20 protein-coding genes are annotated in these 23407 nt (G+C 41.3%); 12 read left to right on the top strand and 8 right to left on the bottom strand.

Features of this window, described 5'->3' with window-relative positions:
- The first annotated feature begins 92 nt into the window (after positions 1–92).
- Both AC1DYB_RS20965 and AC1DYB_RS20960 read left to right on the top strand, forming a co-directional pair.
- Positions 93–2792: a valine--tRNA ligase gene (locus AC1DYB_RS20965; protein WP_477437716.1), complete on the top strand. Its 2700-nt coding sequence runs from the start codon at positions 93–95 to the stop codon at positions 2790–2792.
- Between the two features lie 101 nt (positions 2793–2893).
- Positions 2894–4699 (top strand): ATP-binding protein, encoded by a 1806-nt coding sequence (locus AC1DYB_RS20960; protein ID WP_477437714.1) that lies wholly within the window; start codon positions 2894–2896, stop codon positions 4697–4699.
- Here the strand turns inward: AC1DYB_RS20960 and AC1DYB_RS20955 are convergent.
- Positions 4696–5151: a type I restriction enzyme HsdR N-terminal domain-containing protein gene (locus tag AC1DYB_RS20955; protein ID WP_295720856.1), complete on the bottom strand. Its 456-nt coding sequence runs from the start codon at positions 5149–5151 to the stop codon at positions 4696–4698. The genes AC1DYB_RS20960 and AC1DYB_RS20955 overlap by 4 nt on opposite strands.
- Before the next feature lie 175 nt (positions 5152–5326).
- Between AC1DYB_RS20955 and holA the strand changes: the two genes are divergently transcribed.
- From holA to AC1DYB_RS20940, 3 genes are all read left to right on the top strand, one after another.
- Positions 5327–6349: a DNA polymerase III subunit delta gene (holA, locus tag AC1DYB_RS20950; RefSeq protein WP_477392847.1), complete on the top strand. Its 1023-nt coding sequence runs from the start codon at positions 5327–5329 to the stop codon at positions 6347–6349.
- A 284-nt stretch (positions 6350–6633) separates the two neighbouring features.
- Positions 6634–7197 (top strand): adenylyl-sulfate kinase, encoded by a 564-nt coding sequence (gene cysC / locus AC1DYB_RS20945; protein WP_477437711.1) that lies wholly within the window; start codon positions 6634–6636, stop codon positions 7195–7197.
- A gap of 41 nt (positions 7198–7238) precedes the next feature.
- Positions 7239–8069: a sulfotransferase gene (locus tag AC1DYB_RS20940; RefSeq protein WP_477437709.1), complete on the top strand. Its 831-nt coding sequence runs from the start codon at positions 7239–7241 to the stop codon at positions 8067–8069.
- A gap of 88 nt (positions 8070–8157) precedes the next feature.
- On the opposite strand, the gene AC1DYB_RS20935 is transcribed toward AC1DYB_RS20940, so the two are convergent.
- Entirely contained in the window at positions 8158–11094 is a 2937-nt protein-coding gene (locus tag AC1DYB_RS20935) for a PAS domain-containing protein (RefSeq protein ID WP_477437707.1), read from the bottom strand.
- A gap of 153 nt (positions 11095–11247) precedes the next feature.
- Here AC1DYB_RS20935 and AC1DYB_RS20930 point away from each other — a divergent pair, with 153 nt between their 5' ends.
- Complete coding sequence (locus tag AC1DYB_RS20930) at positions 11248–11691, top strand: helix-turn-helix domain-containing protein (protein WP_295720851.1); 444 nt, start codon at positions 11248–11250, stop codon at positions 11689–11691.
- A 48-nt stretch (positions 11692–11739) separates the two neighbouring features.
- On the top strand, positions 11740–12156 hold the full coding sequence (locus AC1DYB_RS20925) for a VOC family protein (RefSeq protein WP_477437704.1): 417 nt from the start codon (positions 11740–11742) through the stop codon (positions 12154–12156).
- A 250-nt stretch (positions 12157–12406) separates the two neighbouring features.
- On the opposite strand, the gene AC1DYB_RS20920 is transcribed toward AC1DYB_RS20925, so the two are convergent.
- Positions 12407–12772, bottom strand: a complete 366-nt coding sequence (locus tag AC1DYB_RS20920) for a hypothetical protein (protein ID WP_295720849.1) — start codon at positions 12770–12772, stop codon at positions 12407–12409.
- A 230-nt stretch (positions 12773–13002) separates the two neighbouring features.
- Here AC1DYB_RS20920 and AC1DYB_RS20915 point away from each other — a divergent pair, with 230 nt between their 5' ends.
- The 3 genes from AC1DYB_RS20915 (at position 13003) to AC1DYB_RS20905 (ending at position 15529) form a co-directional block, all read left to right on the top strand.
- On the top strand, positions 13003–13473 hold the full coding sequence (locus tag AC1DYB_RS20915) for a pyrophosphohydrolase domain-containing protein (protein WP_295720848.1): 471 nt from the start codon (positions 13003–13005) through the stop codon (positions 13471–13473).
- Between the two features lie 81 nt (positions 13474–13554).
- Positions 13555–14514 carry a 23S rRNA (adenine(1618)-N(6))-methyltransferase RlmF gene (gene rlmF, locus AC1DYB_RS20910; RefSeq protein WP_477437702.1) on the top strand — a complete coding sequence of 320 codons (960 nt, stop codon included), beginning with the start codon at positions 13555–13557 and terminating at the stop codon, positions 14512–14514.
- A gap of 142 nt (positions 14515–14656) precedes the next feature.
- Positions 14657–15529 carry a 3-keto-disaccharide hydrolase gene (locus AC1DYB_RS20905; RefSeq protein ID WP_477437700.1) on the top strand — a complete coding sequence of 291 codons (873 nt, stop codon included), beginning with the start codon at positions 14657–14659 and terminating at the stop codon, positions 15527–15529.
- 133 nt (positions 15530–15662) lie between these two features.
- Here the strand turns inward: AC1DYB_RS20905 and AC1DYB_RS20900 are convergent, their stop codons facing one another.
- On the bottom strand, positions 15663–16310 hold the full coding sequence (locus AC1DYB_RS20900; protein WP_477437697.1) for an ankyrin repeat domain-containing protein: 648 nt from the start codon (positions 16308–16310) through the stop codon (positions 15663–15665).
- Positions 16311–16550: 240 nt separating this feature from the next.
- On the opposite strand from AC1DYB_RS20900, the gene AC1DYB_RS20895 reads away from it, so the two are divergent.
- Both AC1DYB_RS20895 and lolA1 read left to right on the top strand, forming a co-directional pair.
- A complete protein-coding gene (locus AC1DYB_RS20895; RefSeq protein ID WP_477437695.1) occupies positions 16551–19121 on the top strand; it encodes an FtsK/SpoIIIE family DNA translocase in 2571 nt (856 codons plus the stop codon).
- 71 nt (positions 19122–19192) lie between these two features.
- Positions 19193–19870: an outer membrane lipoprotein periplasmic chaperone LolA1 gene (gene lolA1, locus AC1DYB_RS20890; RefSeq protein ID WP_477437693.1), complete on the top strand. Its 678-nt coding sequence runs from the start codon at positions 19193–19195 to the stop codon at positions 19868–19870.
- Between the two features lie 349 nt (positions 19871–20219).
- Here lolA1 and AC1DYB_RS20885 read toward each other — a convergent pair whose 3' ends face one another.
- From AC1DYB_RS20885 to AC1DYB_RS20870, 4 genes are all read right to left on the bottom strand, one after another.
- Entirely contained in the window at positions 20220–20468 is a 249-nt protein-coding gene (locus AC1DYB_RS20885) for a DUF1456 family protein (RefSeq protein ID WP_295720842.1), read from the bottom strand.
- Positions 20469–20483: 15 nt separating this feature from the next.
- Positions 20484–21785, bottom strand: a complete 1302-nt coding sequence (locus AC1DYB_RS20880; RefSeq protein WP_295720841.1) for a DEAD/DEAH box helicase — start codon at positions 21783–21785, stop codon at positions 20484–20486.
- 188 nt (positions 21786–21973) lie between these two features.
- Positions 21974–22270 (bottom strand): hypothetical protein, encoded by a 297-nt coding sequence (locus AC1DYB_RS20875; protein WP_295720840.1) that lies wholly within the window; start codon positions 22268–22270, stop codon positions 21974–21976.
- A gap of 73 nt (positions 22271–22343) precedes the next feature.
- Positions 22344–23021, bottom strand: a complete 678-nt coding sequence (locus AC1DYB_RS20870; RefSeq protein WP_295720839.1) for a pseudouridine synthase — start codon at positions 23019–23021, stop codon at positions 22344–22346.
- Between the last annotated feature and the right edge of the window lie 386 nt (positions 23022–23407).

Genomic DNA, 23407 nt, shown 5'->3' with positions numbered 1-23407 from the left:
CGGCAACATACTCAACCTCCTGATCCAGATTCCCGCAAACCGAACCAAAAAAGCCCTGCAACTATTCATACATTTGCTTATTTTTGCGCGTTATGAGTATTTCTAAAACGTATTTGCCTAAAGAAACCGAGGATAAATGGTACAGTTACTGGTTAAAGCACGATTTTTTTAAGTCGGTGCCCGATGAGCGCGAGCCTTATACAATAGTCATTCCGCCGCCAAATGTTACCGGGGTCTTGCATATGGGCCATATGTTGAACAATACTATACAGGATGTATTGGTGCGCCGTGCCCGTATGAAGGGGAAAAATGCCTGCTGGGTTCCCGGAACCGACCACGCCAGTATTGCTACTGAAGCAAAGGTTGTTGCCATGCTTAAAGAACGCGGCATTAGCAAAAAAGACCTTACCCGCCCCGAATTTTTGGCTTATGCCTGGGAGTGGAAGGAAAAATACGGCGGTATCATCCTTGAACAACTTAAAAAATTAGGTGCATCCTGCGATTGGGATCGTACCAAATTTACCATGGACGAGGAATTATCCGAAGCCGTGATAGATACTTTTATTCATCTTTACAAAAAAGGATGGATTTACCGTGGCGTACGCATGGTGAATTGGGATCCGCAGGGAAAAACAGCGGTGAGCGATGAAGAAGTTATCAGGAAAGAAGTTAATCAGAAGCTTTATTATATAAAGTATTCGGTTGCGGGAGACGGGTTGCCTGTTGCGGGTGAAGAGATTCCGGTTGCTGATGAAGCTACCGGCAACACGCAACACGCAACACACAACTATTTAACCATTGCCACTACCCGCCCGGAAACAATTATGGCAGACGCGGCTATCTGTATCAACCCTAATGATGAGCGGTATTTGCATTTGCATGGCAAAACGGTTTTTATCCCGTTGATTAACCGCGAGATCCCGGTTATTTTGGATGAGTATGTTACCATGGATTTTGGTACAGGCTGTTTAAAGGTTACACCTGCGCATGATTTGAATGACTATGAACTTGGGCAGAAACACAACCTGCCGGTTATTGATATTTTAAATGACGATGGTACGCTGAACGAGAAAGCACAAATATTGGTGGGCGAGGATCGTTTTGCGGCACGTAAAAAAATTGCTGTACTGTTGGATGAAGCCGGTGCTTTAACAAAGGTAGAGGATTACAAATCGCAAATTGGTTTTTCTGAACGTACCGATGCGGTGATTGAGCCAAAACTATCCATGCAATGGTTTTGCAAAATGAGTGAAATGGCTAAGCCCGCCCTTGATTATGTATTAAATGGCGAAGTAAAGCTGATTCCTGAAAAGTTTATAAACACCTACCGCCATTGGATGGAGAACGTTAGGGACTGGAATATTAGCCGGCAGTTATGGTGGGGACAACAAATACCTGCATGGTATTTACCAAACGGCGAATTTGTTATTGCTAAAAATATTGAAGAAGCTTTAGAAGAGGCAAGGCTTAAAACTAAAAACCCACAGCTTACTATCCAGGACCTAACTCAGGATCCGGATGTTGTTGATACCTGGTTCTCTTCATGGTTATGGCCAATATCTGTATTTAACGGATTTAAAGATCCTGAAAATGCCGATATCAACTATTATTATCCAACTAATGATCTGGTAACAGCTCCCGAGATCTTGTTTTTCTGGGTAGCCAGGATGATTATGGCCGGACACGAGTTTAGGGGACAGGCGCCGTTTAAAAACGTTTACCTAACTGGTATTGTGCGTGATAAGCTGGGCCGCAAAATGTCAAAATCATTAGGCAACTCGCCAGATCCGCTTGATCTTATTGAACAATACGGTGCCGACGGTGTAAGGGTAGGTATGCTGCTTTGCTCGCCTGCCGGTAACGATTTGATGTTTGATGTAAGCTATTGCGAGCAGGGCCGTAATTTTGCCAATAAAATTTGGAACGCTTTTAAACTGATAAAAGGTTGGGAGGTTGATGCAAGCCTGGCAAATCCAAACGAGATAGCTATTGAATGGTTTGGCAGCAGATTTAACCAGGCCCTTGGCGAGATAGAAGATAACTTTGCACAGTACCGCTTATCGGAGGCGTTGATGGCTACCTATAAGCTGGTTTGGGATGATTTCTGTGCCTGGTATCTTGAAATGATAAAGCCTGTATACCTGCAGCCTATTGATAAAGTTACGTATACTACTACCGTTCAGTATTTTGAAAATATTTTAAAGGTGCTGCACCCTTTTATGCCTTTCCTTACGGAGGAGCTTTGGCATGATGAATTACTTGGAGAACGTGCAGAAAAAGATTGTTGTATTGTTGCCCAATTGCCAAACATTGGGGAAATAAATACTCAGCTAATTAGCGAAGTAGAGATCGTTCAAATTGTTCTTACACAAATCAGGAATATTCGTAACACAAAACAAATCTCACCTAAAGAGGCGCTTGAGCTATCCTATAAATCAAATTCAGGCGTAAATTATCAGCAATACCAGGCTATTATATCCAAGTTGGGTAATATAAGCCAGTTTAGCGAGGTTGATGATAAGGTTATAGGGGCAGTTAATTTTATTGCTTCAACTGATGAGTTTTTTATTCCCTTAAGCCAAAATCTTGACCCTGTTGCTGAGTGTGCCAGGCTTGGAAAAGAGAAAGAATACCTTTTAGGATTTCTGAAATCGGTAAATGCAAAGCTTGGTAATGAGCGCTTTATGAGCAACGCTAAGCCCGAGGTTATTGAAATTGAGCAACGGAAAAGAGCTGATGCCGAAGCTAAATTGAATATCATTGAACAAAACTTAATTGATTTGGCTTGCTAATTGCATGAACAAGAGGCTGTAAACCGCATGATGTAAAGGGCTATAATATAATATATATCATAGCCCTTTATAAAAAACGTGCGGTAACATGCCCATTGACCATGAGTAAAGAAGTAAGTTTTTTTAACTTTTCCATTTATAAAATTTTAACAAAGGAGCAGCCTTTCCTTGATCAGGCCCGTATCCGGCTGCTTTATTACGGTTTTCCGCTGGTGTTTATAGCCCTGGGCACCGTATTTCTGAGTGTGTATTTCCAGGGGCAAATGATGCTGGCCTATACCGCGGGGGCATTAATGGCATGTGTTGCCATCCTGTTTAAGATGTTGACCTACAGGCCCAACTGGCGTTTAATTTCGCACTTACTACTCAGTGCAGGTACAATAGCCAACGTCACCATTGTTTATTTAACAGTTCAAACAGTTAATATAGTTACGGTACAGGTAATTATACTGGTAATTGTGTTTAGCTACTACATGCTGGGGCAAACGGATGGGCTTGTTTATTCGTTGTTGAACACGGTGCCGGTGCTTGCCTTTATGATTGTTGAATTTACCAAAGGTTATGTAATTGGTATAAAGCCTGATAAGATTGATCAATCAACCATTATTATTACGTTGTTTGCCAATTTTATACTGCTCATATTTATTCACAGCCACTTTTATACAGCCTTTTTAAAGAATATAAAACAGCTTAAAGATAGCAGCAAAGAACAGGAAGCGCTTAATGCAAGGCTTGAAAAAGCAATTGAAAAGGCCGAGAAATCAACTCATGCCAAATCTGAATTTCTTTCAACCATGTCGCATGAAATTCGTACGCCACTTAATGCGGTGATAGGAATGAGTAACCTGTTAATGATGGGAGACCCGCGAAACGACCAGGTGGAGAACCTGGAGGTACTAAAGTTTTCTGCAAATAACCTGCTTGCAATTGTTAATGATGTGCTTGATTTTAATAAGATAGAGTCGGGTAAAGTTGTTTTCGAGAATGTGCGATTTAACCTCGTAGAGCTGATTAATAATATTTGTGGCGCGCAAATGATAAAGGCCGAGGAAAAGGGATTGAAGTTTAATGTTGAAGTTGATTGTACATTAAAAAATAAGGTGATTTTTGGCGACCCTACGCGCATTACACAAATTATTTATAACCTGGTTAGTAACGCCATAAAATTTACACCAAAGGGAGATGTATTGGTTAGTGCTACCTGTTTTGAGGATAGGCATAATACAGTTACCGTTAAGTTTTTGGTAAAAGATACGGGTATCGGCATTGCAGAACATGAGCTTGCCAGCATATTTGAACCATTTACGCAAGAGTCATTAACCACTACCCGTCAATATGGTGGCACGGGATTAGGTTTGGCTATTATAAAACGGTTACTTGATTTGCAGGGCCTGCAGATGGATGTTAAAAGTAAGGTTGGTGAAGGATCGGAGTTCTCGTTTACAATGGAGTTCCCGGTGTCAACAGAAATGGTTGTGGAAAAAGTAATTGCCCCATTACCAAAGGCTGAGTACCAGGGAGATGATTTATCGGGTGTAAGAGTTCTTATTGCCGAAGATAACATTGTAAATGTTATGCTGATGAAGAAGCTATTATCAAAATGGAATATTATACCCACCATTGCCGAAAATGGCATACAGGCGGTTGAATTGATGCAATATGGCAATTTCGATATTATCCTGATGGATTTGCAAATGCCGGTTATGAATGGTTTTGATGCCACCATAGAGATCAGGAAAATGGCCGATCCTAAAAAGTCAAAGATCCCTATTATAGCGCTTACGGCTTCGGCTTTGTTTGATATTAAGGAAAAAGTTCAGGAGGCTGGCATGAATGATTATGTATCAAAGCCATTTAAGCCCAATGAATTGCTTGAGAAAATTCAAACCCTGGCAGTAGCCGTTTAAATGGGTTTGTTGTATGCCGGTAAATCTTCAATAAACTTATATTCTCTTTTCTCCAGATCAATGGTGCAATAGTAGTGTTGCAGTCCGTTACTAACTGCCAGCAGCGATACTTTATGCACCATGTTATAGCGGGCTACCTGGTCAAAGGTTTTTTGATCAATAGTAATTGATGGTGCCTTACACTCTACAATTAATATTCGCTTTCCATCGCTGTTAAACACCACAATATCTGTACGTTTTTGCAGGCCGTTGAGTTTAAGACCACCTTCGAGCCTGATTAGGGACCGGGGGTAGTTTTTTTGCCTGATAAGGTATTGCACAAAATGCTGCCTTACCCATTCTTCGGGCGTAAGAATGATGGTCTTTTTACGGATCTCATCAAACAGTGATAATTGCCCGTTCTCGTCGCTTATTTTAAAAGGGTAGGGCGGTAAATTAAGCGGCTGTAACATGAATTAAAAAGTCAAAATTAAAAAGTCAAAAATAGCAAGTAAAGCGGGTAACACAGAAGTGTTATAAATATTACTTTCCACAATTTGATAATAAGAACATTTTACCGCTTCGTTTTTTTAATTTTGAATATCCGGAATAAAAGTCAATTTTGACTTTTGATTTTGACTTAAAAAGATGACTGCTGCAGAAATATTAAAGGATATCAAAAACCGCAAATACAAACCTTTGTATCTGCTGCATGGCGAAGAACCCTATTTTATTGACCTGGTAAGCAATCATATTGAGCATCACTTGCTTCCTGACGCCGAGAAAGGCTTTAATCAAACTGTAGTATATGGTAAGGATACCGATATGATGTCGGTACTTAACGCTGCCAAGCGTTACCCCATGATGGCAGATTACCAGGTTGTGCTGGTAAAGGAAGCCCAGGATATGAAATGGGGTAAGGATGATGACAATAAAAAAGGGATCGACCCCTTATTGAGCTATCTTGAAAAACCATTAGCAAGTACTATACTGGTATTTTGCTACAAATATGGAAAGTTTGATAAGCGCAAAAAAACGTATAAAGCGATAGAAAAGAATGGACTCATTTTTGAATCGGCCCCTTTATATGATAGCAAGATACCAGCCTGGATTGAGGGATTTATAAGCGATAAAGGTTACAAAATAAACCAGCAGGCTTCGGCTATGTTATCAGAATACCTGGGTAATGATCTCTCGAAAATTTCAAATGAGCTTGATAAGCTGATGCTGAACGTGGCCGCCGGGCAGGAGATAACCCTGAAACTCATACAGGATAACATTGGCATCAGTAAGGAGTACAATGTATTTGAACTGCAAACCGCACTCAGTAAAAAAGACGCGTTTAAGGTTAACCAGATTATTAATTATTTTGAAGCCAACCCCAAAGCCAATCCTATAGTGCTGGTGCTGGGTAACCTTAATAATTTTTTTAGTAAGGTGCTGGCTTATCATTACGTAAAAGATAAATCACAGCAAAACGTTGCCCGCGAGCTGGGGGTGAATCCTTATTTTGTGAAAGATTATGAACTTGCTGGTCGCAGTTATAACTATCCAAAAACAATGCAGGTTATCAGCTACCTGCGCGAGTACGACCTTAAAAGTAAAGGTGTTGAATCAAACGCTCCCCACGGCGAATTGATGAAAGAACTGATGTTTAAAATACTACACTAACAGCACGCTAAAGCTGCTTCGGTAAGCCGTAAAACAGGTAACATTTTTGTTAGGTGTATCAACTAATATACTGGTAGATGTACTTGTCGTTTAAGAAAAAACGCCCTTTGCAGTCTAATTTAAAGGTTTTTTGAGGTTTTTGGCCTGCGTGTTAACTTGTTTGTAAAGAACTATTTACAATGTAACATAATTTAACCTGTAATTTAATTCCCTATGTTCACTTAGCGAATAGCATCCTGCAGTGCGTTTGCGGCATGATAAATGAAAACATAAATTATTAGATTATGATACTTCTATTCTGCGGATTATCAGGGGCAGGAAAAACAACATTAGCACAAAATGTTGCCAATGAACTAACCGGACTTGCCATAAGAACGGAAATAATTGATGGTGATGAATATCGCAATGAAATTTGCCGCGACCTGGGTTTTAGCAAAGCCGACCGATGTGAAAATATACGTCGGTTAGGTTTTATCGCCAGCCGGTTTTCGGCACACGGCATAGTTACTATCGTAAGCGCTATAAACCCTTACGATGAGATGCGCCGCGAACTGGCCGAAAAATATGGACATGTAAACATTGTTTATATTGATTGCCCCATTAATAAACTTATCAACCGGGATACGAAGGGACTGTACAAAAAAGCCTTTTTACCAGATGGGCATCCTGATAAATTAACTAATCTTACGGGCGTTAACGCGCAGTTTGATGTGCCCTATAAACCAGATTTATATATAAATACTAACGAAAGTACCATACAGCAAAGCACTTCATCACTGCTGTATTTTATCTTGAATAATCTTCATCCTGTTGAACAGGCTCAACATAAAGTAACCGATAGAATTTAGGCCAAAGGCCATTATCGTTTATCGTATTGCCTATTATAGTTATGCAAAAAAGAACGCTCATTATTGCAGGCATGCACCGCTCGGGCACCTCGCTTATTACCCATTGGCTTACTAAATGCGGTATGCAATTGGGCGAACGACTGGCCTTGCCGAATCACGGAAATGTTGAAGGTGACTTTGAAGATTTAGAGTTTTTAAAAATGCACGAAGAGATCCTCGCCAACCATCAACTCCCTACATCGGGATTAACAGACCAACATGTAGACACCTTTTCTATCTACGAGCGCGAAAAAGTTAAAAGTATTATTAAAACCAAGCGGCAGTTATATGATCAATGGGGATGGAAAGATCCCCGAACATGTCTTTTCCTGGATGTTTATAAGGAGTTGATTCCCGAAGCCTGCTATCTTATAATCCTGCGCAACTATCAGTCTGTAACCAGTTCATTATTGAGGCGGGAGTTTAAATACATCGATAATAAATACATGGCCCGTAAATACCTGTCGCGGTTGGTATGGACCTGGTTTAGGCGGAGCCGGCGACTGGACGCTTTTTACCATAGTTACAGTCAGGAATTTTTGAAAATTTGGATATCCTATAACCAGGATATATTAAAGTGTATAAAAAAATTAAACCGCGATGCTTTTGTAGTAGTTAATTATTCGATGTTAAATAAAGAAGATGCCAGCGTTTTTGCACACCTTCAAAATAACTGGAATTTTTCGTTGAAATATTTCAGGTTTCAGGATGTTTTTAAAGAAAGCCTCATGGGCAAGGATATTGACATTGATGACTACATTACCGATAAATCATTAATTGCGACTGCAAAACAACTGCAGAATGAACTTAACGGTTATATGATGATGGGGTAAATGATTTGGCACTGCATTGTCCTAATAAAGAATTATACTCAGGCCCGTAAATTAAGTTTTAGGGGCTTGCTATTTTATAGTACAGGGCCTACTTGCTATCTATCCATTCTATTGCCAGGTCCGCATCGTTAAAAAACTGGAAAACAACTTTACCTGTCAGGGTATCTACACTTTTTTTTGCAGATAGCTGGCTAAAAACGCTTGGTGAGTAGATCCAGGCAAAATATTGCAATCCTGCTTTTTCCATAGCCGGGAACCATTCTGTATTGCTCCAGTCTGCCGCTTCTGACCAATTGCCAAGTACATGAATATTGTTATTGAGCACTTTATGAGCATTGTTTTCTTCCAGCATATCCAGTATGCGCAGGCATCCCTTTTGTATTGATTCCAGGTTTTGGAAACCTGTCCAATCGGCATCTATACGGCTATGTTCCTGGTTATAAGTCAAGGTGATTGTGTCATCCTGGTAGTATCTATAGCCGTCTTTTACAGGTTCGATCCTTGTCGCATGGTCAAGCATCAGCCTAAAAAAGAAAGTTGAACCCTCACCAGGCACGCTTTCAATCCAGAAACTGCCGTTGTGTCTTTTCAGGATTTCGGCCGATATAAAAAGCCCCAGGCCCAAACCTTCAAAGCGCATGGCAGTATTATCCACCCGGTAATAACGATCAAACAGACGCATCAGGTCTTTTTCTTCGATGCCGATACCAAAATCCTGAACAGATACTATGAGGCTGTTATCAGGATGCAGGGTGCAATTCACAATTACCCTATCCGCCTCTGGCGAGTATTTTATAGCGTTGCTAAGAAAGTTATTTACTACCTGCTCCAGCCGGAAACGATCGCCGGTGTAGATGGCATCATCAGCTTTTTCGAGAATGATCTGGTGCGATGCCGTTGCCTGTTGCACACTTTCTATACTATCTTTAAGCATCTCCACAAAACTGAAGGCTTCCATATTATAATCTATTTTACCGGCGTTGATACGGGTAACATCCAATAGATTGCTGATCAGTTTCTCTAACCTAAGTATGTGCGCTGCCGATTTTTGTACAAATCCGTTTAGCTTTTGTATTTCATTTGTACGCAGCATCAACTGATTAAAGGCCTTAATACTGGTAAGTGGTGTTTTTAACTCATGACTGGCTATTGACAGGAATTCATCCTTCTTTTGTTCGTTATCTTTTTGTGCCTCAATATTGGTATTTGTACCCAGCCATAATCGTATCTGTCCGTTCTCTACCAGTGGCACAGCCCTGGCCAAATGCCATACATACTGCCCGTCATGAAATTTGAGGCGAAACTCAACCGTAAATTCATTGGCGTTTTGCAAAGCGGCTTTCCATTTTAGCGCACTCCTGTGCCTGTCATCAGGATGTATAAATTCCTGCAGGCTACGTCCCAATACATGATCCATGCTTTGGCCAAAATCATCGCAAACCACCTCATTTACATAATCAAGAACGCCGTCGGGGCGTGCTGTCCAAACCTGTTGCGGCATTGCATTCAGTAAAAATCTAAAACGCTGCTCGTTTTCTTTTTCTTTTTGCCGGGTAAGTACGGTTTCTGTTATCTCAAAAGCAAAAACCAAAATTCCATCCACAATGCCATCGCCGTCATACCTTGCCTGGTAAATAAATGTAAAGTAACGGTCTTCGATAGGGCCGTTGGCAGTGCGCGCCAACGGTACTAAAAATTCTTTACCTTCAAAAGTATTACCGGTATAATAAACACTTTTTAATATATCTATAATAGGGGTGCCTGCCAGCTCTGGCAATGCTTCTAAAATGGGTTTATTCAACAGATCCCTGCCAGGAAAGAGTTGCTGGTATGGTGGGTTCACCAATTCAAATATCATCTCGGGCCCATCAAGCAAACAAATACCTGTAGGTAATTGCATAAAAAATCTTTTCAGCCTGTCGCGTTCGCCGGCTGCATCGGCCTGGGCATTAAAAAGTTCAATGCTCCGTACTTTAACCCTTTCCTCCAATTCATCATTTAGCTTAAGCATATTTTGCTGGGCTAAAAACAACTCCTCGTTGGTGGCGTTCAGTTCTTCATTAGATGCTCTTATTTCCTCATTGGTGGCCTGTATCTCTTCATTGGCATTTGCCAATTCATAATTTAAAGTCAATAGCTCCTGCTTGTTTTGTTCGAGATTTTTTTTGGCTAAAACAAGTTCGGTTACTTCATATTTAAAACTTAAAACAGATACTATTTCGCCTTTCTCGTTTTTTATGGCCTGGTAAACAAAGTTAAAATAATGGTCTTTTAAAGGTTTGCCAATTTCGCTGGCCAGGGGTATGCAAATTTCATTGCCGGCAAAGGTTTCTCCGGTTTTGTAAACACGCTGCAGCTCATCCCAGATGGGTTGGCCGGCTACTTCGGGCAAGGCGTATAGTAAGGGTTTGCCTAATACCTCGCGGTTGGGAAAAAGCTCACTCTTATACCGTGGATTTATGAAATCATAGACCATATCGGGCCCGGTAACTATGGCTATCTGCGCAGGGATCTCCGCAAAAAGTTTTTCCATTTGTTTGCTCAGATTTTGGGCCTTTGCAGCAGCTACTATTTCTTTTTCCAGACTTTCTTTTAAACTCCGTTCGGCAATCACCTGCTGGGTAACATCCTGGGTATGGTGAATAATGTAACTTATTTCGCCCTCGTTATCCAAAATCGGTGTGTGGGAGGTATTCCAGTAGTGTTCTTCAAATTGTAAAGTATTACTGGCATTGGGTATATCAAACCGCATTACCGGCAATTGATGCGGCTGGCGGGTTTCTAATACTTTATTTAACGAAAAGGAGATACCTCCCTCATGTGATGACGGATCAGGAATTTGAGGGAAAACATCAAAAAGATATTGTTCTTCGAGCGCTAATCTCGTTCTACCTGTTAGCTGTAAATAGGCATTACTGGCCGTAAGTATATAAAAAGCCGGTGAAAGTACCAGGTAGGGTTGAGGTAACGTCTCAAAAACCCTTAACATTTCCGGGGGAAAAGCAGAACTATGTTTTAACGCCATTTAAGCTTTAGAAAGATGTATACAAGGATACTAAACGGTTAGCAGTTATTAAAATATCATTAGAGAAGAAAATGTTTTAAAAAAATTATTACGGTTAGCAGGTTGAGTATTTTAACTAATTGCCTCATCTTTACTTTGGTTTTTAAAAATAGTATGGCAGGTACCGCATCCATTCCCAAAATTTACTTGTACAGGCGTATTGTGCATGCCAAATTGTTTATTGATGATCATTATCACCAGCCTATCAACTTGGATGATATTGCTGACGAAGCCTTTTTCTCAAAGTTCCATTTCATTCGCCTGTTTAAATCTACTTACGGTAAAACGCCGCACCAGTATCTGATAGCTGTAAGAATTGAGCAAGCCCGCTTGCTGCTGCAAACAGGTACACCTGTAACACAGGTATGTTATGCTGTAGGGTTTGATAGTGCCAGCTCTTTTTCGGCTTTGTTTAAAAAAGTTCTGCGGCAGTCGCCTTATGCATACCAGCAACAGGCGCTTAAAAGATCGGCCGATATGCTGCAATCACCACTAAAATTCATTCCTAATTGTTTTGCGCAGGAAAATGGCTGGATAAAAAACAGCAATTTTCAATAAGTACGCTCCTCCTTTATTGTACATCTTTGGTTTAAACAATAATTACAGATGATCACAAAAATGAACCACGTTAGCATATTTGTTCTTGACCAGGACAGTGCTTTTGAGTTTTACGTTAACAAGCTTGGTTTTAAAGTGCATACCGATGCATCCATCGGGCCGGGAATGCGCTGGCTCACGGTATGCCCACCCGAACAACCCGAACTGGAAATATCCCTTATGGCTATTGCCGAAGGCATGATGTTTAAAGATGAGGCGGCCCAACAAATGCGTGCATTGGTAAGCCAGGGTACTTTTGGCTTTGGCGTATTTGAGTGTAACGACCTGATGGCAACTTATGAAGAGTTGAAAGCCAAAGGCGTTGAATTTAAAAAAGAACCAACAAAAGAGTTTTATGGTTTTGAAGCCTTATTTAAGGACGACTCTGGCAATTGGTTCTCTTTGGGCGAAAAACAAAAAGGATAAAAACAGCCCCGAACCATGTTTACTGCAGTAAACATGGGAAACAACAAAATTACTGATGTAAAGAATTGTACTTTTAATGCTTTGCCTGCATTATAACTAATACACGTTAGTTGAGCTGTGGCGTTATATCGTTAAAAATCAATGATGTAACTGCTTTAAGCGCAATCGCTTTGGGAAAACCATTTGATTTTTAACTATTGGATATGAAACCCTTTAGCAAAAATAAAATGGTAATGCCCTAAAAGAGGTATTATTTTACAGTTTCTTCTTTGGTAACAACTGGCTTAGGGGCAGCAGTTTTGGTGTTACTTTTTGCTACAGTTTTTTTAGCTTCTGCTGGTTTGGCAACAGGCAAAACAGGAGCTTTGGCTTCAGCCGAAATCACTTTGGTTTTTTTATCGGCTTCGGCAGGAGCTTCTTTTTTGTCGCTTATTTTGGCAGCAAGTGTTTTAGCTAAGTTCCTGGCAGCTTTTTCAATAGCCTTAGTTACATTTTTCAGATCTGGTCCAATTTCGCTTACAATAGCTTTTAACTGATCGGTAAATTTATCGTTCAATTGTTTTTTAAGAGCTTTGCGGGCCTCCTTCGCGGAGGATTTTGTTTTTTTATTTTTCATGGAAAAGGGTTGAGAAAATTCAGGTTGATTTTGAACTTATTTTCGGCACAAAGATAGGTTAATATAAAGCTACTTTAATATTATGTTTATGTTAACAAAGTTACTATATGTTAACTGATTGTTAATCATATAGCATAACCAAATTTTTGTGAATCTGTTTTAAATTTGCGTTTTTTTGAAAGCGCTGTGGTTATTCATAACTTAGCGCCCTTAAATACTTCCTGAAAATTATGATTCAAGATTTAAACTCTTTAAACCAGGTTGCCGAATTTCACAGCACTTTTAAACACCCTATTATAGCTGCGCCACAGATTCCGTCAAAGGAGCGGTGCCAGTTACGTATAGAACTTTTGGCCGAAGAGCTTAAGGAATTACAGGAAGCGGTTAATGATAATAACCTGGTTGAAATAGCCGATGCGCTATGCGATCTGCAATATGTTTTATCAGGTGCGGTACTGGAGTTTGGTCTTGGCGAAAAGTTTAAGGAATTGTTTGATGAGGTTCATCGCTCCAACATGAGCAAGGCCTGCAAAACTATAGAAGAAGCTAACCAAACTATTGAGCATTACCGTAATACAGCGGGTACCGAATCGCACTATAAAGAGATTGACGGATTATACCTGGTATATCGTACCGCGGATAGCAAAACACTTAAATCAATTAATTATTCGCCTGCCAATTTGGGCAGTATTGTAGGGTAGATAGCTAAAAGCTGAAGGCGGAAAGCTTAAAGCTAATTAAGAAACTACCTTTTTTAAATTTATAAATTAACAAATAACAACTTGCCAGAATCAGCCCCAAATCAACCCGAAATTAAAGAATTTATGCACCCGCGTAACCGCCATCGCGAGGGCTATGATTTTAAGGCGCTGATGAGGGCCATTCCCAAGCTACGCCCTTTTGTAACGGTAAATAAATATGATAGTCAAACTATCAACTTTGCCAATCCGGAGGCGGTTAAGTTGCTTAATAAGGCTTTATTAAAGCATCATTATGGTATCGGCTTTTGGGATATCCCTGAAAGCTATCTATGCCCACCTATCCCAGGCCGGGCCGATTATATTCATTATGTGGCCGATCTTTTGGCTACAGCCAATGGCGGTGTTATTCGTAAGGGCAAAAAAGTTAGGGTGTTGGATATTGGGGTAGGGGCAAATTGTGTATACCCTATCATTGGCCACCAGGAATATGGCTGGAGCTTTGTTGGGATAGATATAGATGAAGAAGCTTTACAGGCAGCCCAGGAAATTATCACTAAAAACGATGAGCTGAAGAATGCCATTGAACTGCGGTTGCAAAAACACAAGGCTGATATTTTTGTATTTGCCATAAAACCCGGCGAGAAGTTTGATCTTACCATTTGCAACCCTCCATTTCATGCCTCCATTAAAGAGGCTGCCGAGGGCTCACGCCGCAAATGGAATAACCTGGGCTTAAAAACAGATAACGAACCCGTGCTAAACTTTGGCGGCCAAAATACCGAATTATGGTATCCCGGTGGCGAAGCTGCATTTTTAAAACAAATGGCTACGCAAAGTGCCCGTTTTGCTAAGCAATGCTTATGGTTCACTACACTGGTATCAAAAAAAGAAAATTTGCGCATTTTGTATAATGCTTTGCAAAAGGCTGGTGCAACCGAAGTGCAAACCATCAACATGTCGCAAGGGCAAAAAGCAAGCAGGATCATGGCCTGGACCTTTCTTTCGCCAGAAGACCAGCAGGAATGGGCTAAAAAGCAATAATTACGAGCTGGTAGTTTTTAATCAATTGATAATTATTTTTTACCATAAGCGGCTTTTTATTAAAGCTGTTTATGTACTTTTATATTGAAATAACAATCGATTGCGTATTAACTAAACCTCAGTGTTATAGCATCTCACCACTATGAAAAAAAGCTCAACCATTGTTTTAAGCTGCTTGTTTATATTGGCGCTCACATCATTCAATCCCGATAAGGGCTGGATCAGCCTTATGGATAAAAAAATGAGTAAGTGGACAATTTACCAAAGTTACCGGCTTAAGTTTCCTTATAAAGGCGAGGCGCCTAAGGATGCGAGTGGTAAAACCCTGCCGCCCATTGGTTACGATAAAAATGAGGCAAATGTATTCTCGGTACAAATGCAAAACAATGAGCCGGTATTACACATCAGCGGCGAAATTTATGGTTGTATTTATACCAAACAGGAATTTCAAAACTATCACCTTAAGCTGAAAACCAAATTCGGGACCAAGAAATGGGATCCCCGCTTAAATGAACCTATGGATTCTGGCCTGCTATACCACTCGCAAGGCGAATGCGGCGCTGATTATTTTCATTCGTGGATGTTATCAGAGGAGTTCCAGGTGATGGAGGGCGGCATAGGCGATTATTGGAACGTGGGTACTGCTCATGCAACCGTTCGGGCAAATAAACCAGCAGGCGTACCCAATTATGTGTTTAATAAAGATGCCGATAGAGTATTTATGGGTGTAGGGGCACCCAACCAGGGTTTTTGCCAACGCCACGAAAATTTTGAAAACCCAAAAGGCGAATGGAACACTATGGAATTAATTTGCTACGGAGATAAGAGTGTTTATATCGTAAATGGGCATGTGGTTAATGCCCTGTCGAACCTAAGTTACCAGGATGGTAAAGAAAGTAAACCCCTAACCAAAGGCAAACTCCAACTGCAAAGCGAAGCTGGCGAAGTATATTTTAAAGATATCCAGATCAAAAGCATTGATAAAATGCCAGAGGAGTATGCTGCATTTTTTTAAATGCAGTTTCTAAGGATCACGTAAGGAAATTGTAACTCTGCATAGTTGAGTCTCCAATTATTCAGAGCGGGTATACCAGGCTGGATCTGCATCGCGAAGACGCAAATATGCGTCTCTACAAGCCCCCAAATCATCAGCTTAAAATCTCCGCGATATCGTCAAAGCCTTTTTCGCGGGCCAAATCGGCAGGGAGTTTACCTCCCTCCATACGGGTGTTAATTTCAGCGCCTTTTTCCAATAGCAGTATCAACAGTTCTAAATTTCCGTTTTGTGCGGCAGCGTGCAGTGGGGTAGCACCAGCTTGTTGCTTTATATTAATAAGCGATCCGTTTTCAATAAGCATACCGGCAATCTGAGTATAATTGCCGGCGCAAGCCGAATGAAGCGGGTAAACATGAAAGCCATTGTTTGATGGGAGGTTTACATCGGCACCTTTCAGCACCAGGTAACGGGCAACATCATAATTCCCAAAATAGCAGGCCAGGCCAAGCGGGGTGAACCCATCCTGGGCATAATCATTAATCGAGCTGGGGTTGGCGTAAATAAGATTAGCCATCACATCAAGCTTGCCTGCGGCTGCGGCCTCAAATATATTTATCTCGCCAACATGCTTCAGCAACAGTTCGGTAACTGCAGGCTTTTTGTAATAGCATGACAACATCAATGGTGAAACCTGGTGGCTGGTAAGGGTTGTTGCCAGCTTGGGGTTTTGTGTAAGCAAGGCATCCAATTGGGGTAAATTGGCAGCTGTGATATATTCTTCCAGGGTTTCTATACTCATTATTTACAGTTAAATAAGGGTGGTGAAATTTTTTTGTTGGTTGGGCCAGCCCTGATATTCAATTATACTAAAAAAATAAAAATACGCCTAAATATTTACATAATCTGCTAACTTTATATTTCAACAGTTAGCAAAATTTTTGATGATTGGTGAGGATAGGAAAAAATTTTATGTTGTTTTTGTAAAGTTTACATAGGTGAAATTTTATGTAAGTTTGCAGTTAAAGGATGTTACATCAGGATGCCGGTAAAAGGAAATCAGTTTAAATCAAATAGTTTTAAGGACGAAAATCAGCCCCGTCAAACCAATGGCAAGGCCGAAAAAGAAAGTGTAATTAAAAAGGCGCTTCCTAAGTTACCCCAATTGGATATGGTGAACGGGCGTACGGTAAAAATAGCGGGTTTGTTTTCGCTTTTACTGTCTGTTTACTTCCTTATCGCCTTCACATCATACCTATTTACCTGGCAGGAAGATCAAAGTTATATTTCAACCACTAATGGCGGCTGGCATAACCTTGCCACCGGTAAAACCGTGCAGGAAATTGCCGATGCCGGCACACCGCAGGTTGCTCAAAACTGGCTGGGTAAATTTGGAGCGTTGTTAAGCAACCAGTTTATTTATGAGTGGTTTGGGGTAGCATCATTCCTGTTTATTTTTATATTTTTTGTGTTGGGATACCGGTTGCTGTTTAAAGTAAGGCTGTTTTCATTATCCAAAACGCTGGCTTACTCTATATTTGGAATTGTTTTTACCTCAACAACTATAGGCTATTTTCATGCCTTTATTATTGATTATCCACACTTTTTAGAAGGCGGCTTTGGCTACTGGAGCAACCGTTTGCTTGATGCACAGATTGGTCCGGCGGGCACGGCTGGTTTGCTTGTATTTTTGGCCCTTGCGGTATTGGTGATCGCTTATAATATCGATTTTAAACTACCATCCAAAAAAGAACGGGTTAACGCCGTGGAGATAGACGAAGTGGTTCCGGAACCTGTTGATTTGGCTGATGAAGAAATACCCATCCCGATGGAGTGGCCCCGCGGTAACCGGGTTGTGGATACATTAAACCCCGAGGTAAATGTTGTAAAGCCCGAACCTTTAAAGCAACAACCGCTGATACAAACGCCAATATATCACGAGCCGGTTGTTTTAACGCCTACTAACACTGCACGTTCTGAACCGGAAGAAGAGACGGAAATACCGCTTACCATCGATGTAAACCGTCCCCTGCCAGAACTTGCCGTTGAAAAAGCCGACGATGTTAAAGCACAGGAGCTGGTAAATAAATTTGGCATTTATGACCACAGGCTTGACCTGGCAACTTATAAATTTCCACATCTTGATTTGTTAGAGAATCATGGATCGAACAAAATATCGGTAAATGCCGAGGAACTGGAAGCCAACAAGAACAAAATTGTTGAAACGCTGAACCATTATAATATCGAGATAGATAAGATAAAGGCTACCATCGGGCCAACGGTTACGCTATATGAAATTATACCTGCACCCGGTGTACGCATCTCCAAGATCAAGAACCTGGAGGATGATATTGCGCTGAGTTTGGCCGCGCTGGGTATTCGTATCATTGCCCCAATGCCGGGTAAGGGTACCATAGGTATAGAGGTGCCAAATCAAAACCCCGAAATGGTTTCGATGCGGTCTATACTTTCTACAGAAAAATTTCAGAATACTACGATGGATCTGCCGATCGCTTTGGGTAAAACCATATCTAACGAGGTATTCATTGCCGATTTGGCCAAAATGCCCCACCTTTTGGTTGCGGGTGCTACCGGGCAGGGTAAATCTGTTGGTATTAATGCCATATTGGTTTCGCTGCTGTTTAAAAAGCACCCTTCCGAACTTAAATTTGTTTTGGTGGATCCTAAAAAGGTGGAGCTTACGCTTTTCCGTAAGATTGAGCGGCACTTTTTGGCCAAACTGCCCGATGAGGCCGATGCTATTATTACCGATACCAAGAAGGTGGTAAACACCCTTAATTCATTATGTATCGAGATGGATCAGCGGTATGATCTGTTGAAGGATGCGCAGGTGCGTAACCTTAAAGAGTACAATGCCAAGTACGTTAACCGCAAAATAAGTGATCCCGAAAAACATCGTTATCTACCGTTTATTGTACTGGTGATAGATGAGTTTGCCGATTTAATGATGACAGCCGGTAAAGAGGTGGAGGTGCCTATAGCGCGTATTGCCCAGCTGGCCCGTGCGGTGGGGATCCATTTGGTTATTGCTACACAAAGGCCATCAGTAAATATTATTACGGGTACCATTAAGGCCAACTTCCCGTCAAGGCTTGCTTTCAGGGTATTATCGAAAATAGATTCGCGGACGATATTGGATGCCGGCGGTGCCGATCAGCTGATCGGTCGTGGGGATATGCTGTTCTCTACAGGCAGCGACCTGATTCGTTTGCAATGCGCCTTTGTGGATACGCCCGAAGTTGAAGCGATATCTGATTTTATAGGTAATCAAAAAGGCTATCCTACAGCCCTGCTGCTGCCCGAGTATGTTGGCGAAGGCGAAACCAGCAGTGCCAAAGAGTACGATCCGGATGATCGTGACCCAATGTTTGAGGATGCCGCCCGTTTGATAGTACTGCATCAGCAGGGGTCAACATCCCTAATTCAACGTAAAATGAAGTTAGGCTATAATCGTGCAGGTCGTATTATTGATCAATTAGAAGCCGCAGGTATAGTTGGCGCATTTGAAGGCAGCAAGGCCCGCGATGTTTTATATCCCGATGAATACAGCCTGGAAAGGTACCTGGAAACACTTCAAAAACCGAAGGATTAAACCATTTACAATTTATATGCTCAAAAGCAATAACTATTAACAGTAATAGTTGTTGAAGAATAAAACAACCGATGAAAAAAATAATTTTAAATACCCTTATAGCTTTAAGTACCTGCACTACCGCATTTGCCCAAAAAGATACACAAGCCAAAGCTATTTTAGCCCAGGTAAGCCAGAAATATAAATCGTACGATGTTATTAAAACCGATTTTTCTTTTACGCTTGATAACCAGCAGGCAGGAGTTAAGGAAACTCAAACAGGCACGCTGATTTCAAAAGCTAAAGCGGGTAAATACAAGGTTACTCTTTATAGTTCGGCATCAGTAAAGGATGTGGATAAAGAGATCATCAGCGATGGCAAAAGCCAGTGGACCTATCTGAAAAAAGATAAAGAGGTACAGGTAGGCGACGCTGCCAAAGGCGGAGAAGGCATTAATAATCCGTCCCAGATTTTTACTATTTATGAGCGCGGCTACAAATACCTGTACACCGGCGAGCAAAAAATAGCCGGCAAAGCTTTCCAGGTGATAGACCTTACTCCTGAAAACGATAAGCAAAGTATCTTTAAAGTTCGTTTGCTTATTGACAAGGTAAAAAAACAGATCTACAGCGCCCTTTTGTTTGATAAAAATGGCAACAAATATAACTACACCGTAAAAAGCTTTACCCCTAATGCACCTATTGCCGATAGCATGTTTGCATGGGACGCCAAAAGCCATCCTGGTATTGAGGTAGTGGATTTAAGATAATTGATACATTTTGCTATCATAAAAAGGCGATGAATTTTAAAACTCATCGCCTTTTTCTTTGCACATCGCCTGTGTTATTATAGGCGATATAGTGAAATGGTTGGCTGTGGGGACAGCATAAGGGTTCGGAAGATATGTTAAGTTTTTTTTATTCCCTCCCAACGGGAGGGGTGCGGCTGGAATGTGCGCAATGGCAGGGAGGGGTTTCGCTGACATGCCATATGCAGCGGTACTTGAACGCCTGATTTAACCCCTACCTTCCCTTCCCCGAGGAAGGAATCGCACATTGCCCCTGCCTTTTATATCTTTCAAACACCTATGGTGAGGACACAGCCAACGGAGTAAGAAATTACTCTTCAGTTTTTGGCACTCTCTTATCGGGCATTGGTCCGCGTTTGTAGATGATCAGGCCGTTAAGAAAATTGCGCAGAATCTGGTCGCCGCAGGGTTTAAAGTTGGGGTGGTCATCATTACGAAAAATGGCGCCCAATTCGGTCTTGGTAATGCGGAAGTTGGCCAGTTCCAATACTTTTATAATATCATCATCGGTAAACTTCATGGCTACCCTCAGCTTTTTCATGATATCATTATTACTCATACTATTGGTGTTTAATTATATGGAAATGTCTATTTTAACTTTTTTGTTTTTGATCTTTTCGCCTTTTATCTGTTGAACGGCCTTCTCAATCCGGTTACGTTTCACAGCGGCGTAAGATGTGTAATCAAGTACTTCAATCAGGCCTACATCTTCTTTATCCAAACCACCCTTTTTTAACAACAGGCCTACAATGTCAATCTTATTAACCTTATCCTTTTTACCGGCGGCAATATATAGTGTAGCCCATGGTGATGGTGGTGGCACTATCGGGTCTGCAGGTAGTTCTTCAACCTCCGGCATATCTTTTAAATAGGATGGCTTTTCATCCGGCGCTAATATCAGGTATGATGTTCCTTTGGCGTGCATTCTTGCTGTACGGCCATTGCGGTGCAAGTAAGCTTCTTCGTTATGCGGCAACTGGTAATGAACCACATGCTCAATCTCGGGTATATCCAGCCCGCGGGAGGCCAGGTCTGTGGTGATCAATAAACGGTGGCTGCCATTCCTGAACTTCAGTAAGGCGCGTTCCCTGTCATCCTGCTCCATACCACCGTGGAAAATATCATGCGGTAATCCTCTGTCAAATAAAAGATCGCTGATGCGTTCTACAGCTTCGCGATGGTTACAGAAAACAAGGGTGGCTTTATCGCCTATTTTACAAATCAGGGCAAATAATGCATCCAGCTTATCGGCTGCTTCGGCTATTACGGCTTTTTGTTTGATATCCGGCGCATTAGCGGCATTGGTAAGATAATCTAATTCAACTGGCCTAACCATGCCCGTAAATGAAGGAATTTCCTGCATTTTGGTGGCCGAGGTAAGCATCCGCTTTTTGATGTTGGGCATTTGCTTAATGATAAAAGCCATATCTTCCTGGAAACCAAACTCCAAAGCTTTATCAAACTCATCCAATATCAGGGTGTGGATAGTATCTGTGCTGAAACTATGGCGGCGCAAATGATGCGCTATTCTTCCCGGTGTACCAATCAAAACAGCAGGTGGCTGCGAGAGGTTATTACGCTCAATTTTCACCGGGTGACCGCCATAACAGCAATTTACCTTAAAGCCGCTGCCAATGGTCCTGAAAACCTGCTCAATCTGTAAAGCCAACTCGCGCGATGGCACCATGATGAGGGCCTGTACAGTTGGTATACTGGTATCTAATAAACTTAACAATGGCAATAAAAAACCAAGTGTTTTACCCGAACCGGTTGGCGATAGCAGTATCACATCGCTTTTTTTGGCTGCGGTAATGGCAGCCTGCTGCATTTCGTTAAGGGCATTTATTTTAAGATTCTCGAGCGCTTGCTTTATCATTGTAGGCGCAAAGATAAGGTAAATATAGCGGTGAAGGTTATCTTTAAGGTTTGATAGCTGTATAAAACCGTCATTGCAGTAAGCTGCGAAGCAATCTCCATGTTATACAGAGCCAACTATACAAATTCGATCTGCCGTTGTAGAAGATTGCGTCGTACTCCTCAATTACGGTTTTTATAATTTAAGAATTATACTGCCATACCCTCATCCATCATTCTGTCCTCAGGATCGGGCTCGTGGTAGTTTTTAATGAAGCTTGCAATTTCTTCGGCCTGCTTGTGGGTTAGGTCGCCCATGCAGCTGTATTCCCATTCGTTCATTTTATCATCAAAAACAATATCGCCCAAATCAACACTGCCTTCGTTTAAGCCAAAAACCCCTGTCGAACGCATATTACCACCGGGCATTATTTGGGTTGCTGGTTTGATAATGATTAAGCGATCGCCATTGCTGGTATATAGACTATAATTTGCCGACTTTATCATGATTAAAGTATTTGCTTAACCTACAAACACGCTTAAGTTTTGTTTTTATTGTAGTATAAATATAATAATATGACTACCAGTTCATCAGCTTCATTACCCTTGTAAACTCGGGTTGTAAGCCAGCATTAATTGTAATATTTTGGCCGGTTATGGGGTGGTTAAAGTTTAGGGTTGAAGCATGTAGCAACATGGTGGTCATATCCCAGGTATCTTTAAAAAATTTGTTCTGCTTATTGCAGCCATGAGTTCGATCGCCAATAATAGGATGGAAAATATGACTAAAATGTTTGCGCAATTGATGCATGCGCCCGGTAGTAGGCACTGCTTCAACTAAAGAATACCTTGATGTGGAATGAGCGCCAAAAGGAATATCCAATTCAACACGGTTAAGGGTGGTATAAGTTGTAAATGCCTCCTGCAGCGTGCCATTTTCCTTGCGCAGGGGATAATCAATATCTTCCGTATCGGGTGTATGACCACGAACTATGGCCAGGTATTTTTTATGCACCTGGTTTTCCATAAAAGCCTGTTGCATGGCAATTTCTACCTGTTTTTCAAGGGCGAAAAGTAATATGCCACCTGTTTTTCTGTCAATACGATGCACAGGGTTAACTTTTTGGCCAATCTGATCGCGCAGCATCTGCAGGGCAAATTCAGATGCATCAGCAGCAATAGGCGAGCGGTGTACCAGCAAGCCATGCGGTTTATTGATGCCTATAAGGTATTCGTCGCGATATAATATCTCTAACATTCGGTGCAATTACAAAACGCGAAGGTACGTGAATAGATTTGAGATGTGAGAAATGAGATTTGAGATCATCATTGCGAGGCACGAAGCAATCTCAACACAGGCAGGTCGACTATGGCAGCAGCTCTGTATAGCAAAGAGATTGCTTCGTGCCTCGCAATTGTAAAGGTCAGATAATTCGGTAACAGAATTAGCTTTAACTAATAAAGCTAAAAGTTATGCGGAACATAAACAACGATCTTACCTTAAAGCGAAATTACCTGAGCAAGTACCGTTTTTTAATCGGTGAATATGAACAGGTAAAGCGTGGTGAACATACTATTTTTAGGTTTGCCAAAGATTTCTATTCAGCTCATGATACCGATCCGAGAAGTTTTTTAAAGTATTAT

It is taken from the genome of Mucilaginibacter sp. P2_A4 (assembly GCF_056405015.1).
Note: the sequence above shows the minus strand (reverse complement) of the source record. Positions and strands in the feature narration are given on the sequence as shown.